The following is a 14,304-nucleotide window of genomic DNA, read 5'->3' as shown; positions in this document are numbered from 1 at the left end:
TATTTTAAAGTCGTACATCGATCACTTGTCCTGTATAATTCGACAACAAAGTCTGGATGCATCTTAATGCAACCGTTTCTGGTTTTAGCAACGTATCTTCTGGTTCATTACCAAAGTTTTTAATTCGCATTGGTGTTTGTGTACGTTCCGGATTCATACAATTTACTTTAATCCCTAAGGTTTCCCATTCTTGCGAAATTGCCTGTACAAAATTTACGACAGCCGCTTTTCCAGATGAATAAATACTGTAAAATGCTCTGCCTCTTGTGTACGAACTAGAGGTAAAGAACAAAATATGCCCTTTTGATTCTTTTAAATAGGGTAATGAAGCCAGAGCGATGTGAACCATTCCCAGATAATTGACATTGATCGAATCCAGAATATTTTGATAATTCATAATCTCCAACGGTTCTTTGTGCAATATACCGGCTGCATTGATAATAAAATCAATTTTATGTTCTGTTTGATACACACTTTCAAGCGCATTTTTAACGGCATCTACATTAGAAACATCTACATTATTTTGGCTTCGGGAAAAACTATAAACACGAATACCATTTGCCTTTCCCAAATCTACAATACTTTTTCCTATCCCGTAAGAACCGCCAAAAACAACCATCACTTTATCAGATAATGCTGCTTTTGATAGTTGTGTATCCTGAATTTCGACAGAGCGCAACTGAAACAATTTATCCAATAAATAAGTATCTTCCGGATACGTGAGTTTCATATTAACCTCTTCGCCATCTACAACATAAATGTTTTCCTGAGGCAAATATTTTTTTACTACACCACAATCATCAGTTGCTTTAAAATTTTGGTCTTGCAGCGCTAACTTATATGCTTTTGCAATAAGCTCTTGTCTAAACCCCTGAGGAGTTTGTCCTCTGCGCATTTTTATCCTTTCCGGAATTTCTTTTATAATATTATTTTCGACTTCAATAATAGTATCTGCCGAGTTTATAGCAACATCTACAGCCTGATAATGCTGCATTGCCTGTACAACATCATTTATAATTCGCTGGCTTATTAAAGGACGGGCAGCATCATGAAAAATTAAATTAGCTTCTTTTAATTCCTCATAGGCATTAATTGCCGCAAGGCTCGAATGATATCGTTCTTTTCCTCCTACTAAAACACGTTTAACCTTTTTCCATTGGTTTTTAATAATCATATCCTCTATCATAAAAAGATAATGTTTATTACTAACAATGGCGATTTCATCTATTAATTCATTTCTTTCGAACGCATCAACAGCATGTTCTACAACCATTTTTCCGGCAACTTTAAAAAACTGTTTTGGTAAAGATTTTTCCAGCCTGATTCCTGTTCCTCCCGCTAAAATGACAGCTATATTCATTTCTTTTTGTTTAAATAAAGTTTAAAATCATTAACCCAAATTATTTAAAAAATTCAGTTTCTAAATAATCTATTATATTTTGAGATGCGCTAAAACTGTTCTTTGGTACTAAATTATTCTCAACAAAATCGTTACGGATTTCTTTCATCGAATCATTCTCCTTCAATACGACATTTTCAATAAAAGCGATTAATTCTTCTTTATTTCTGGATTGATAATGTACCGCCACAGCCTTTTCTCCAAACGCACTCCATTCGTTCATAACAGCCTCATTTCTGACCATAAAAAGAGATGGTTTTCCAGTTATCAGATATTCTGCCATAAAAGAACCACAATCATGAATCAAAGCATCTGAGGTTAAAAACAAATCTGTATAATCTGAATTTTCAAACTGTCCATTCTCCAAATTAATCCATTTATTATAATAAACATCTGTTTTTTCTTTGCCCCAATTTAGATCATTTTCTAATTTTACCCTTAACAATGGATGCGGCTTAAAAGCTATTTGCAATTGATCTTTATATACCATCGCCAACTCTAAAAATACATCAGAATATTCTAAAAAATTTGATACTTTATTGAGTTCATGCATTGAATGATGCGGTGCCCAAATCACTTTTTTAAGAGCCGTATTTTTGTTTTTCCAAACAGCATAATTTGGTGCATTATTAAGTAATAACGAATCGAATCCCGGATATCCTGTTACAACATTGTTGTGCCCTTTGTTTGTTTGTTTTTGAACTGCTATTTGTTTATGAATTGGTGTTTCTGAAAAAATCCTCCAAACCAGATTATGAAAATCCAAATTATAAAAAGCATCATAATTTGTCGTCATAATAGCATAAGGAACATAACAGGTTAACGTGGTCGAAAATTGTTTAATATAATACCTGTAATCCTGCAAACCCTGATAAGGATTGGTAAAAAAAACAACATCCGGAGCAAAGGTTTTTTTTACATCTGCATATTCACCCGTTTCATTATCATAGGTTTTAACGATATTGTATCCTTTCTGTATAAAAGAATTGTATGATTTGTTCATTTCAAACAGCATATTCTCTTGACCAAAATTTACTGCCGGACAAACAAATATTACCGGTTCAAATCGGGAATTTTGCAACATTAAATCATAAAGCACATCGTATTTCCAAACAGATTCATGAATCAAAAAAAAAGCAACTTTTACCCGCTCTTTTTGTCGCACAATTTCAAGTGCTTTTTGATGTTTTTTTGGAGCTATTTTTATTAAATACAAACTATAGGCTGTTCTTAAATTGGTGAAATTATAAATTCTGATCAGCAAAATCCATATTTTTTCTGGAACGTATTGTTTAATAATTAATTTTAATTCAGTCATTTTTTATCCAATCAAAATTAATATCGATTTAAAATTTCAATAACAAAATCAACCTCTGAATCTTCTAAAACCGGACTTATAGGCAAACTCAAAACCTCATTATGAATCTTCTCGGTAATTGAAAAAGACAAATTATTCCATTCCTGAAATGCTTTTTGCCTGTGTGGCGGAATTGGATAATGAATAACGGTCTGGATCGTATTATTGGATAAATATTCTTGCAGCTCTTCTCTGTTTTCAGTTCGTATTACAAACAAATGAAAAACATGACTGGCTGAAAAATCCCAATACGGAAGTACTATTTTCTCATTTTTTATCTCTGATACATAACGCTTTGCTATTGCCCGTCGTTTATCATTATCAGCATTTAAGTACGGTAGTTTTACATGCAAAAAAGCCGCCTGAATTTCATCTAATCTTGAATTTACACCAATATATTCGTTATGATATTTTTTCTCAGAACCATAGCTACGAAGCGAGAAAAGCACTTTTGCCAACTCAGCATCATTAGTAGTTATGGCACCACCATCGCCCAAAGCTCCTAAATTTTTTCCGGGATAAAAACTATATGCAGCAGCTCCTAAAGATTCTTCGACTTTACTCAGAGTCCCGTTTGTAGCATTTTGGATCGCTCCGTGTGATTGTGCTGCGTCTTGTACAACTAATAAATTATTGCGAATTGCGATTTGATTAATTGCATTCATATCTGCCAATTGACCGTATAAATGAACCACTAAGATCGCTCTGGTTTTTGAAGTAATTTTTTCCGGAATCAAATCTGGATTTATATTATATGTTTCTAGTTTTGGCTCGACCAAAACCGGAACTAAATCTGCTTGTAATATTGCCAGAACACTTGCTATAAAAGTATTTGCCGGTACAATAATTTCATCGCCTTTTTGAAGTTTCCCTAAAGCAATATATCCCTTAAAAATTAAAGTAAGAGCATCTAAACCGTTTCCTACCCCAATACAATAATCAGTTTTGCAATAAGTGGCAAATGCCCTCTCAAAAGCTTTTACTTCATCTCCTAAAATATACCAGCCATTATATAAAACTGTTTTCATTTTTTCCTGAAAAGCAGCTTCATAGGGCTCGTTTATTTTTTTTAGATCCAGAAATGATATCATATTATTTTTTTAATTGCTAAACAAAAATACCATTTAACTTATTATAATTTGCAGTTTCTATTTCATAACAATCATGAATTATGGTACTGGCGCCAAAACTTTCTTTCCAGTACGATAATCCTTCATTGAGTTTTTTTCCCTGATCTTCATTCGAAATTCCAAAATCAAAAAACCGTTTTGCAGCAAATCTTTCCCGAATCAAATAATGGAATAAGTAATCTAAACTCCCCAGATTTTCCTGTTTTTCATTTTTTGATATATACTGACAATGTGCAACAGTTTCCGTTTCAAAAACAGTTGTACCTGCCACTATTTTACCTTCTGAATAAACATTAAACTGATGAATATTTTTAGGAAAATGAGTTTTTAGGTTGTTCATTTCCTGTGTAGAATGCACTGGTTTTGCATTGTGTTTTTTATTTAAATTAGGAATCAGTATCTCCTCCCAAAATGATTCAAAATGAGTTTCTTCCTTGATCACTAACTCATTTGAAATTGCTTTTTGAAAACCCCTTTTTCTTATTTTTGATGTAACATTTTCCTGCGATAAATCGATTACAGAAAGCGAATCGCGACGTACCAATTTTGCTTCGGTTAAAAACAAAGCATACAAAATTTCTTCTGCCGGTTTTAAAGCATAAATGGACGGAAGTGTTTTAAAATATAATTTTTGAAATTTATGCTCTTTCAGAAAAAACAAAACCGACTGAAAAATTTCTATTACCATCACTAATTTAGTTTGCTCCTTATAAACCAAACCTCCATAGGTAAGCCCCTGATGCGAATAGATAGTTTCCTGAACTTTATTCGCCGGTAAAACGCTAATTAGTTTTTGATCGTCGTAAACTAAAAGCGAAAAATCTTCGAAGCGATCTTCATGATATTCCATAAAATCGCGATGAAATAAAAAAGTAGCATTTTTGGCATGACCAATAAAATCATTCCAAATTTTATAATCGTTTTTGTGATATTTTTTTACGGTAAACTTTGTCATTTTTTGCCACAGATTTTAATGATTTCAATGATTCGCTGAATTTTCAGCCAAAGAAAATCCTTTTTTAATCCTTTAATCTGTGGCTAATATCGTCTAAAAAATCTTATTTGTGATCAAATGCAGGTAAATACCATTTGAATTTTACGGCCAATAGTCGAACTGTAATAATGACAACCGATGTTACTAAATATAAAACATCATTATCTAAATTTAATTTTTTCAAAATAAAAAATACGATTCCGCCAAGAATACAAATCGTAGCATAAATTTCCCGTCTAAATATCGTTGGAATTTCTGTGCACAAAATATCTCTTGTTACGCCGCCAAAACAAGCTGTCATGGTTCCTAAAGCAATACAAATAACAGGATGCAAACCAATCATAATTCCTTTTTCGAGACCAATTAAAGTAAAAACCCCCAACCCGATTGTATCAAACAAAAACAAGGAAGTTCGTAATCGATCGAATTTTTTTCGGAAAAGAATCGCCAATCCAAAACCTAAAATAATCACGTAAACATATTGCAAATCTTTCATCCAGCCTACTGGCGTTCTGCCTATCAAAACATCACGCAACGTTCCGCCACCAACAGAAGTAACAAACGCAATAATAAAAACGCCAAACGGATCCAGTTTTTTATGCATTGCCGTTAACGCGCCTGACATAGCAAAAGCCATCGTACCGATAAGATCTAATAAATGAAACATTCTATATTTTTTAGGTTCAAAGGTACAAAGTTGCAGAGATGACCGGATTCAAATTGCCTTTTATTATATCTTTTTTTACTATTCTAAGGTTTATTTCCTGATATAAATTGGGTCTCTTTTCAATAATTTATCCCGCTATCTTTTATACACCGCGGCATAAATTACATATTCTGTGTATAAAAATTGTAATCTTTTAAAATAACCCTCAGGAAATCACTGTTATTTCCGGATTGATTTTTAATTCCCGAAACGTTTTCAATTTTAGCAACCAATTTATAAATGACTTCATGATCATTTTTTGCAAGTGCATTTTGAAAAGTTTCCTTGATAATTCGCATATCATTATCAGATAATTTAATTACCAAAGGATAAGTAGGAACGTAAGCATCTCCTATTTCTTCCAGAATTGTATGGCTAATGTTGATCTTGTTTTTTAATGTTATAACAGCCGTTCCCGCAACCATATCACCCAATCGTTGCCCTTTTTTGCTCGAAACAACCGTAATAAGTGCTACTATTCCGTACAACAGCGTAATATCTACCAGCCTAAAAAACCAACGCATCAGGTAATCTCCAAATCCTGCCTGATAACCATCGATTTTAACGACTTTTATTTTAACTAGTTTTTTACCAATAGTTTGTCCCTCAAAAATACTTTCTAAGGTGATCGAATAAATTACAAATGGAAAATAAAGAACTAAAAGTATAGAAACTTTTGACCAACTGTCTAATGTCTCAAATAATTTTCCGAGATTTAACCAATAAAAAAACAGTAGAGAAATCACTGTGACATAGGCAACTTTAATAGCCAGATCGATAAAATAAGATCCTATTCTTTCGCCTGCCGAAGCGGCAATAAAATTTATTTTAACATTTTGTGTTGTATTTATAGATAATTCTGACATATTTTATATTTTAGCCTACAATGAGAGAAGTTGCCTTCATAAAACAAAATAAAGAAAAATGGCTTGAATTTGAGCTAGCTATTTTCGGTAAAGCTAAAAAAAATCCTGATGAGTTAGCAAATTTGTACATTCAAATGATGAATGATTTGTCGTATGCGCAAACCTATTACCCAAAAAGTAAGACAGTCATCTACTTAAATCATCTTGCTTCGCAGATATATCAAAAGATTTACAAAACTAAGAGAACCGAAAAAAATAAAATACTGGAATTCTTTACTACCGAAGTTCCTTTGCTGGTTTACGAATACAAAAGGTACTTAATGTATGCTTTTATTTTATTTTTTATTACAGTCGCAATGGGTGTAGTTTCGGCAAAATTTGATCCTAATTTTGTTCGGTTAATTCTGGGAGACGGTTATGTAAACATGACATTAGAAAACATCAAAAAAGGAGACCCAATGGCCGTTTACGGCTCCGGCAGCAACTGGGGCAGTTTTATAGGCATTACCATGAATAACCTTTATGTAGGCGCAAGATGTTACATTTACGGCATATTTGGCGGTATTGGAACCTTTTATATTTTCTTGCAAAACTCACTGATGTTAGGATCTTTTCAGTACTTTTTTTACGAACAGGGTGTTTTCTGGAAAAGCGTTCGCGGTATCTGGATTCACGGTTCGATGGAAATTTTTGCAATAGTAATCGAAAGTACCGCAGGCTTTATTTTAGGCGCTTCGATCCTGTTCCCTAAAACTTTTTCGAGAGTAAACTCTTTTAAAATAGGCTTTAAAAACAGTTTCAAAATATTCCTGAGTACATTTCCGTTTACTATTAGCGCAGGATTTCTCGAGGGATTTATAACCCGATATTCTATCGATATGCCCAATTGGTTAAGTAGTTTTATAATCCTGTTTACATTAGGAATAATTTCATTCTATTATTTGGTTTATCCTTTTATCGTTCACAAAAAAGTACAACAATTATCAGCCAAATCGAATTAATAGAAACCAATAATGAATAGAATTTTTATCCTTTTATCCTTTCTTTTTTTATCTGGTATCTCGCATGCTCAGGATTCGTTGGCTATAGTCGAATCCGAGTCTATAAAAACTTCTGTAAAATATACCGAGAAAGACATTCAAATTGATTCCAGTACTGTAGATACCAAAACTTTTTCTAAAAATTTCAAAAAAAAATATTCAGATTCAGATTTTGTATATGAACGTAAAGCTCCTGAAAAAACTTTGTGGCAACGTTTTTTAAGTTGGCTTGCAAGCATTTTTAGAAATCTTTTTCATTTTAAAACCTCTCAGGCTTCACTCAATTTTGTTGCTATTTTATTAAAAACAATAGCAATTTTAATTATTGTATTTGTAATTTATCTCATTGCAAAAGCTTTAATTAATAAAGAAGGACAATGGATTTTTGGAAAAAATTCGAACAAAAGAACCATCTACTATTCTGATATCGAAAAGAACATTCATCTTTTAGATTTCGAAAAACTAATTAAGGAAAGTCTTAAATCCGGCGAAAAAAGAATTGTTATTCGGTACTATTATTTATGGTTGCTAAAAGTAATGGCACAAAATCATTATATAGAATGGGACATCGAAAAAACAAATTCTGATTATCTCTATGAACTTCAAAGACCGGTTCATAAGGAAGAGTTCACCTATTTATCTTACTTATATAATTATATCTGGTATGGCGAATTCGAAATCGATGAAACCTCCTTTACAAAAGCCGAAAACCGATTTAAGAATGCCATAAAAACCTTTAGTAATGAGTAAAAGTATCAAAATATACATTGCTGTTCTGGTTCTTATTCTGGCTATAATTTTAATATCAGATCACAACAAGCCCAAACCTATCGATTGGAGACCAACTTACTCTGTCAACGACAAAATCCCATACGGATTATTTGTTTTTGATAAAGAAATTAATGGTCTTTTTAAAAAACCCGTAGAACGAATTTCGACCGTAACCCCTTATGAGTTTTTAGATTCAAAATATAATGACGATACACTTGTAGAAAACTACAAAATAAAAGGTACCTTCATCAACATATCCGAAGCCAATACAATTGACGAGCAATCGATCAAGGAAATATTTTATTTTGTATCGCACGGAAACAGTGCTTTTTTAAGCATGAAAAATTTTCCGCAATATTTACTCGATACCCTAAAAGTCGAAGTTAAATCTGATTTTCAATACGAAGGCAATACGACAGTATTTACAACCAGTAAAAAAACTAAGAAATATAAATTTGCCCAACAAGTAGACGACTATTTCTCTAAAATAGATACCCTGAACACTTCTGTTTTGGGCTATCAGGGATCAAAACCAAGACATATTAATTACATAAAAGTTCCATACAGACAAGGTTATTTTTATTTGCACACACAACCTGCGGCTTTTACAAATTTTAATTTGCTTAAAAAAGACCATTATCAATATGTCGAAAATGTTTTGTCGTATCTACCAAAAGGCGATGTTTTCTGGTACACAAAAGGGCAAAATAACGAAAGTATTTCTGACTCCCCTTTGCGTTATATCTTAAGTCAACCCGGATTAAAATGGGCTTGGTATTTCTTTTTAATCGGAATGTTGATTTTTATTATTTTTAATGCCAAACGCAAACAACGTATCGTACCTATCCTGAAACCTTTGCAAAACTTAACCGTTGATTTTACTAAGACCATCGGAAATTTATATTACCAGGAAGGCGATCACAATAATATTATTGATAAAAAGATCATTTACTTCTTAGAAAAAATACGAACTGAATATTTGATCGATACAACAAAGTTAGACGATACTTTTATTCAGAAACTGCATTATAAAACCGGAAAAGACGAAACTGATATTCAAAAACTTGTATTTTTGATCAACGAACATCGAAACAGTTATCACGGAAGTCTTGAAGAAGATTTATTGCGAATAAATGATGCAATAGAGAAGATTTTACATTAGTATAAAAAATATTTGCCACAGATTAAAAGGATTAACACAGATTAGAAGAATCATTTTAATCATTCAAATCTGTGGCAAAAAAAAATAAGAATCAACAAATAGAAAATATTTGACATTAGTATAAAAATATTTGCCACAGATTAAAAAGATTAACACAGATTAGAAGAATCATTTTAATCATTCAAATCTGTGGTAAAAAAAACAAGAATCAACAAATAGAAAATATTTTACATTAGTATAAAAAATATTTGCCACAGATTAAAAGGATTAGCACAGATTAGAAGAATCATTTTAATCCTTTTAATCTGTGGCAAAAAAATAACCAAGAAAACACACCAAAAATGGACGATATCAATACTACAGAAAACGGAATCACAAATGAAAATGTGAATTTTGAAACGAGAATAAACCTGGGACCACTTTTAGAGCACGTAAATAGTATCAAGAAAGAACTTGAAACTGTTATTGTGGGACAACATAAAATGGTCGATCAGCTTTTGGTTGCGATTTTATCAAACGGACACGTTTTGCTGGAAGGTGTTCCGGGAGTTGCCAAAACCATTACAGCTAAATTATTGTCTAAAACGTTGAACATTGGCTTTAGCCGAATTCAGTTCACACCGGATTTAATGCCTTCGGATATTTTAGGAACTTCGATTTTTAATCTTAAAAATTCTGAATTTGAATTTAAAAAAGGTCCTATTTTCTCTAATTTAATTCTAATTGATGAGATAAACCGTGCGCCGGCCAAAACACAGGCAGCACTTTTTGAGGTTATGGAAGAACGTCAGATAACTATCGATGGTTCTGCTTTTAAACTTGAAACACCGTTTTTGGTAATTGCAACTCAAAACCCAATTGAGCAAGAAGGAACCTATCGCTTGCCTGAAGCACAATTAGACCGTTTTTTATTTAAAATTACTATCGATTATCCAAAACTGAATGAAGAAATTTTAATCATTCAAAGAGAGCATTTATTGCAGGATCACGGAAAATTAGAGGCTATAAAAACCATTCTTTCGGCAGCAGAAATAAAAGAATACCAAGGATTAGTAAAACAAATTAGGGTAGAACAAAATTTACTGGAATACATTGCCAGAATCGTAGTAAACACGCGCGAAAATGCCTTTTTATATTTAGGAGCTTCGCCACGTGCCTCAATCGCGATCCTGAATGCTTCTAAAGGTTTTGCAGCCATTCGCGGACGTGATTTTGTTACTCCAGAAGATATTAAAGAAGCTGCAACTCCGGTTTTACAACATCGTGTTATTGTAGCACCGGAACGTGAGATGGAAGGAATTACCAGCGCCGAAATTATCAAACAAATTATAGAAACAGTAGAGATCCCGAGATAGTTTTAAGTCTTAGTCTCCGTTTTCAAGTCTTAAATATTAAACCTTTTTTGATGAAATTTTCTAAACTATTCTTTTTGTCTCTTATTTGTATTTCGTTGGTGAGTTTTAAACCAATGGATGTTATGTCTTTGCAAAAAACAAATTCTGCATTTTATTTTGCAAGTGACAAACAACAACTCGAAACATTGATCAGGAAAACCTATGAATGGATCGAAACAAAAAAAACACAAAGTGATTTTGATGTTGTTGCAAATAAAAAAGGAGATAAATATATTGGATTAAATACAAAAACACACCAGAAAATATTGGATGAACTTAAAAAGTCTAATTTTTTTGCACAACAATTTATTGACAATTATAATAAAATTGCGCTAAAAATTGGTGATAATCTTAAAACCAAAAAGGTAGAATATTTTGTTGGAGAACTTCCTCCTTATGGTTCTGACAGTAATCCTTGGTGTGATTGTCAGGACAATCCGGAATCATATTGGAAAACACTAAAAGTAAACGATTTAAAGATTCAGAATAATACAGCTGCTTTTTACTGGACCTGGACAGAATGGAAAGAAACTCCCAAATATAAAGTAACCGCAGTTAAAGAAAATGGAATCTGGAAAATAGCCGTTTTAGATGGTTTTGATTATAAAAGCTTTACTAAAATATAATAAAAATATCTTTAAACCTGAAACTATAAAAACGTGAAATTCATAAAAAGCCTTTACCTTAATAACTTCTTTTTCTATGTGCTTTTAGGCATTATTGGACTATTTGTTTGCGCTTTTATTTTTCCGAATTTATACAATGCTGTTTGGTTTCTGGTGCTCATATTAGTCACTTTTTTAGGACTTGATATCTTAATTTTATATGCAACAAAAACCGGAATCGAAGCAGAACGAATAACACCCGAAAAACTTTCGAACGGTGACTTAAATCCGGTAAAAATTACAATAAAAAACTTCTATACTTTTAAAATTTCAGTTAAGATAATAGACGAAATTCCGTTTCAGTTTCAAGTACGTGATTTCAAACTTGTAAAAACAATTAAAGCCTCTGAACAAAAAGAAATTGGATATGATTTACGCCCAACTCAACGTGGCGAATATTATTTTGGATATTTGAATGTCTATGTTTCCTCTCCTTTAAAACTAATTTCGAGAAGATTCTCTTTCGATAAAGATAAAATGGTACCAACGTATCCGTCTTATATTCAGTTACGAAAATACGATTTACTGGCATTTTCGAATAACTTATACCAATACGGAATCAAGAAAATTCGCCGCATTGGTCACACAATGGAGTTTGAACAGATTAAAGAATACGTTCAGGGCGATGATCTTAGAACTCTAAACTGGAAAGCAACAGCAAAGAAAAATGCTTTGATGGTTAATCAGTTTCAGGACGAAAAATCACAATCGGTTTATATGGCAATTGATAAAGGCCGTGTGATGCAAATGCCTTTTGACGGATTAAGTTTACTGGATTATGCGATTAACTCTACTTTGGTTTTAGCCAACGTAATTCTAAAAAAACAAGATAAAGCCGGAATTTTTGCTTTCTCTAAAAAAGTAGAAAACCGTGTATATGCGGAGAAAAGGTCTTCGCAAATGCAAAAAATTCTGGAAACATTATACAACATCAAAACAGATTTTTTTGAAAGTGATTACAGTCGTTTGTATGTTGATATCAAGAAAAACATCAATCAAAGAAGTTTGATTATTTTGTATACAAATTTTGAAACCATGGATGGTTTAAACCGTCAATTACCCTATTTAAAAGGAATTGCAAAAAATCATTTGTTGGTTGTCGTTTTTTTTAGCAATACAGAACTCAATGCGATTATCAATAAAAAAACAGACACCATTCAGGAAGTTTATGACAAAGTAATTGCCGAGAAATTCATGTTCGAAAAACGACTAATTACAAATGAACTTAAAAAATACGGAATACATTCAGTTCTTACCCAACCTGAAAACCTGACTTTGGATGCTATCAATAAATATCTGGAGATTAAGGCAAGAGGAATTTTGTAAAATCTATGTTTCTATGTGTTAAATATTTTTTTTGTAAAATTAGAGTTATCATAAAGAAATGAATTGTCAACTCTTTTTTTAATTTGAAGTATATTATTTAGTTTTGAAATATTTACCTTAAAATAACCCCTCAACTTTAATCTAATATCTCTTCTAAAATGAAAAAAGTAATTTTAATCGTAATCATATTTATCAGCTTTTTGTCTCATGCACAAAAAACAGAAAACATTATCATTATAACCACAGACGGTTTTAGATGGCAGGAAATTTTTAAAGGAATTGATCCCGCAATTGCCAACGATAAAAAATTCAATCAGGGCGACAGTACCTATATTTATAAAAAATATGCAGGATCAGATTTTGCAGCATCACGCAAAAAAATTATGCCCTTTTTATGGTCAGAAATTGTTACAAAAGGTCAGATTTATGGCAATCGCGATTTAGGCAATAAAGTAGATGTCTCTAATCCGTATTGGTTTAGTTATCCCGGATATAGCGAAATCATGACCGGAAATGTAGATGTTGCAGTAAACTCCAATAGTTATAAAGCCAACCCAAATGTCAATGTTTTAGAGTTTTTAAACCAACAATCAAAACTAAAAGGCAAAGTTGCTGCTTTTGGCGCGTGGGATGCTTTTGATCGAATTTTAAACGAACAAAGAAGCGGTTTTCCGGTAATTTCGGCTTTTGATAATGTGGGAGAAAATAAACCAACAACAACACAAAAACTATTGAATGAAATGCGTAATAATTCGTTTAAACCTTTTCATGAAGATGAATGTCTGGATGTTTTTACCCATTATCAGGCTTTGGATGAATTAAAAACCAAGAAACCAAAAGTACTATATATCGCTTACGGAGAAACGGATGAATGGGCACATGCCGGACATTACAGATCATATCTTGATGCTGCAAATCAGGTAGATAAATGGATTAAAGAAATTTGGGATTTTGTACAAAACGATCCGCAATATAAAAACAAAACTACTTTGTTGATCACCGTAGATCACGGTCGCGGAGACAAAACAAAAACACAGTGGACAGATCATGGCGCAGATGTTCCAGGTGCATCGCAAATTTGGTTTGCTGCCATTGGACCTGAAATCGCAGCCAAAGGCGAAATTAAAACTGAATCGCAATTGTACCAAAAACAAATCGCACAAACTATTGCCAAAATTATGGGATATACGTTTACAACATCACATCCCGTTGCTGATGAGATTACTGAAGTAACTAAGAAATAATATTTTTTGCCACGAATTGCACGAATTTCCACGAATTAATATTACGCTTTAGCGCGACAAAAGTTTAGCCACAGATTAAAGGATTAAAATGATTAGAAAATCCTTTATAAATCAATTAATCTGTGACAAAAAAAAGAATTAGTGGGAATTCGTGTAATTCGTGGCAACTTTTTTTCTCAAACAAAGGCGTACAGCTGTGCGTCTCTACTTAAAACCTTTGTAACTTTTAAGAAAAAACTCAGTACCTTTG

13 protein-coding genes are annotated in these 14,304 nt (G+C 32.4%); 7 read left to right on the top strand and 6 right to left on the bottom strand.

Translation table 11 applies throughout. The features are described from left to right. Positions 1–4: 4 nt before the first annotated feature. From B0A64_RS11455 to B0A64_RS11430, 6 genes are all read right to left on the bottom strand, one after another. The gene (locus B0A64_RS11455; protein WP_089479656.1) at positions 5–1,360 is read right to left on the bottom strand and encodes a bifunctional cytidylyltransferase/SDR family oxidoreductase; all 1,356 of its coding nucleotides are present in this window, start codon (positions 1,358–1,360) and stop codon (positions 5–7) included. Positions 1,361–1,400: 40 nt separating this feature from the next. Continuing rightward, complete coding sequence (locus tag B0A64_RS11450; protein ID WP_089479655.1) at positions 1,401–2,717, bottom strand: CDP-glycerol glycerophosphotransferase family protein; 1,317 nt, start codon at positions 2,715–2,717, stop codon at positions 1,401–1,403. A gap of 17 nt (positions 2,718–2,734) precedes the next feature. Continuing rightward, the gene (locus B0A64_RS11445) at positions 2,735–3,847 is read right to left on the bottom strand and encodes a DegT/DnrJ/EryC1/StrS family aminotransferase (protein ID WP_089479654.1); all 1,113 of its coding nucleotides are present in this window, start codon (positions 3,845–3,847) and stop codon (positions 2,735–2,737) included. Positions 3,848–3,863: 16 nt separating this feature from the next. Then, positions 3,864–4,841, bottom strand: a complete 978-nt coding sequence (locus B0A64_RS11440) for a GNAT family N-acetyltransferase (RefSeq protein WP_089479653.1) — start codon at positions 4,839–4,841, stop codon at positions 3,864–3,866. Positions 4,842–4,944: 103 nt separating this feature from the next. After that, positions 4,945–5,547 (bottom strand): trimeric intracellular cation channel family protein, encoded by a 603-nt coding sequence (locus B0A64_RS11435; protein WP_089479652.1) that lies wholly within the window; start codon positions 5,545–5,547, stop codon positions 4,945–4,947. Positions 5,548–5,708: 161 nt separating this feature from the next. Then, the gene (locus B0A64_RS11430) at positions 5,709–6,452 is read right to left on the bottom strand and encodes an RDD family protein (RefSeq protein ID WP_089479651.1); all 744 of its coding nucleotides are present in this window, start codon (positions 6,450–6,452) and stop codon (positions 5,709–5,711) included. Positions 6,453–6,472: 20 nt separating this feature from the next. On the opposite strand from B0A64_RS11430, the gene B0A64_RS11425 reads away from it, so the two are divergent. From B0A64_RS11425 to B0A64_RS11395, 7 genes are all read left to right on the top strand, one after another. After that, a complete protein-coding gene (locus B0A64_RS11425; protein WP_089479650.1) occupies positions 6,473–7,453 on the top strand; it encodes a stage II sporulation protein M in 981 nt (326 codons plus the stop codon). A 12-nt stretch (positions 7,454–7,465) separates the two neighbouring features. Further along, on the top strand, positions 7,466–8,242 hold the full coding sequence (locus tag B0A64_RS11420; protein ID WP_089479649.1) for a DUF4129 domain-containing protein: 777 nt from the start codon (positions 7,466–7,468) through the stop codon (positions 8,240–8,242). Further along, on the top strand, positions 8,235–9,425 hold the full coding sequence (locus B0A64_RS11415; RefSeq protein WP_089479648.1) for a hypothetical protein: 1,191 nt from the start codon (positions 8,235–8,237) through the stop codon (positions 9,423–9,425). The genes B0A64_RS11420 and B0A64_RS11415 overlap by 8 nt, the downstream gene beginning before the upstream one ends. A 341-nt stretch (positions 9,426–9,766) precedes the next feature. Beyond that, positions 9,767–10,780 (top strand): AAA family ATPase, encoded by a 1,014-nt coding sequence (locus tag B0A64_RS11410; protein ID WP_089479647.1) that lies wholly within the window; start codon positions 9,767–9,769, stop codon positions 10,778–10,780. A 50-nt stretch (positions 10,781–10,830) separates the two neighbouring features. After that, positions 10,831–11,445, top strand: coding sequence for a hypothetical protein (locus B0A64_RS11405; RefSeq protein WP_089479646.1), 615 nt, complete (start codon positions 10,831–10,833; stop codon positions 11,443–11,445). Between the two features lie 33 nt (positions 11,446–11,478). Further along, positions 11,479–12,810 carry a DUF58 domain-containing protein gene (locus B0A64_RS11400; RefSeq protein ID WP_165769797.1) on the top strand — a complete coding sequence of 444 codons (1,332 nt, stop codon included), beginning with the start codon at positions 11,479–11,481 and terminating at the stop codon, positions 12,808–12,810. A 158-nt stretch (positions 12,811–12,968) separates the two neighbouring features. After that, positions 12,969–14,054: a phosphoglyceromutase gene (locus B0A64_RS11395; RefSeq protein WP_089479644.1), complete on the top strand. Its 1,086-nt coding sequence runs from the start codon at positions 12,969–12,971 to the stop codon at positions 14,052–14,054. The last annotated feature ends 250 nt before the right edge of the window (positions 14,055–14,304 follow it).

Origin of the sequence: Flavobacterium araucananum, assembly GCF_002222055.1 — a bacterium.
GTDB lineage: Bacteria > Bacteroidota > Bacteroidia > Flavobacteriales > Flavobacteriaceae > Flavobacterium > Flavobacterium araucananum.
This window is presented reverse-complemented; position numbering and strand designations above follow the sequence as displayed.